A 525-nucleotide genomic window follows, 5' to 3' on the forward strand; every position below is an offset into this window, starting at 1 on the left:
AGCGGCCGTCGAAGGTGAAACCAATGACTGGGGTGAAGTCGTAACAAGGTAGCCGTATCGGAAGGTGCGGCTGGATCACCTCCTTTCTAAGGAGTAATTGCCTACTGTTTAATTTTGAGAGTTTTCAATTTTTTGAAAAAATCTTAAAAAATATTGACGAAATTATATTAAAATGGTAATATATTTTTGTCCAAAAAGCGAATATGGGGGTGTAGCTCAGCTGGGAGAGCACTTGCCTTGCACGCAAGGGGTCAGGAGTTCGATCCTCCTCATCTCCACCATATTGAACTTTTAGCAACGGGATATGAGCTATATTAGCGAATAGACGTTGGCGATGTATTTTAGTACTTTGAAAACTGCATAACATTTAGTGATGATTAAATAAACCAATTATAAGAGAAGAAAACTCTTTAAAAAATAACACTCTAATAACTGGTCAAGTTATTAAGGGCGCAGGGCGGATGCCTTGGCACTAAGAGCCGATGAAGGACGCGATAAGCTGCGATAAGCTTCGGGGAGTTGCAC

The 525-nt window shown here is 40.8% G+C and carries 1 tRNA gene and 2 rRNA genes; all 3 read left to right on the plus strand.

Annotation, left to right across the window (positions count from 1 at the left end):
- A 16S ribosomal RNA gene (locus LEQ07_RS19740) occupies positions 1-86 on the plus strand; the annotation flags it as partial.
- 119 nt (positions 87-205) lie between these two features.
- Positions 206-281, plus strand: a tRNA-Ala gene (locus LEQ07_RS19745).
- Between the two features lie 153 nt (positions 282-434).
- Positions 435-525: ribosomal RNA gene (locus LEQ07_RS19750) — 23S ribosomal RNA — on the plus strand; the annotation flags it as partial.

It is taken from the genome of Paraclostridium sp. AKS73, from assembly GCF_025671395.1.
Lineage (GTDB): Bacteria > Bacillota > Clostridia > Peptostreptococcales > Peptostreptococcaceae > Paraclostridium > Paraclostridium benzoelyticum.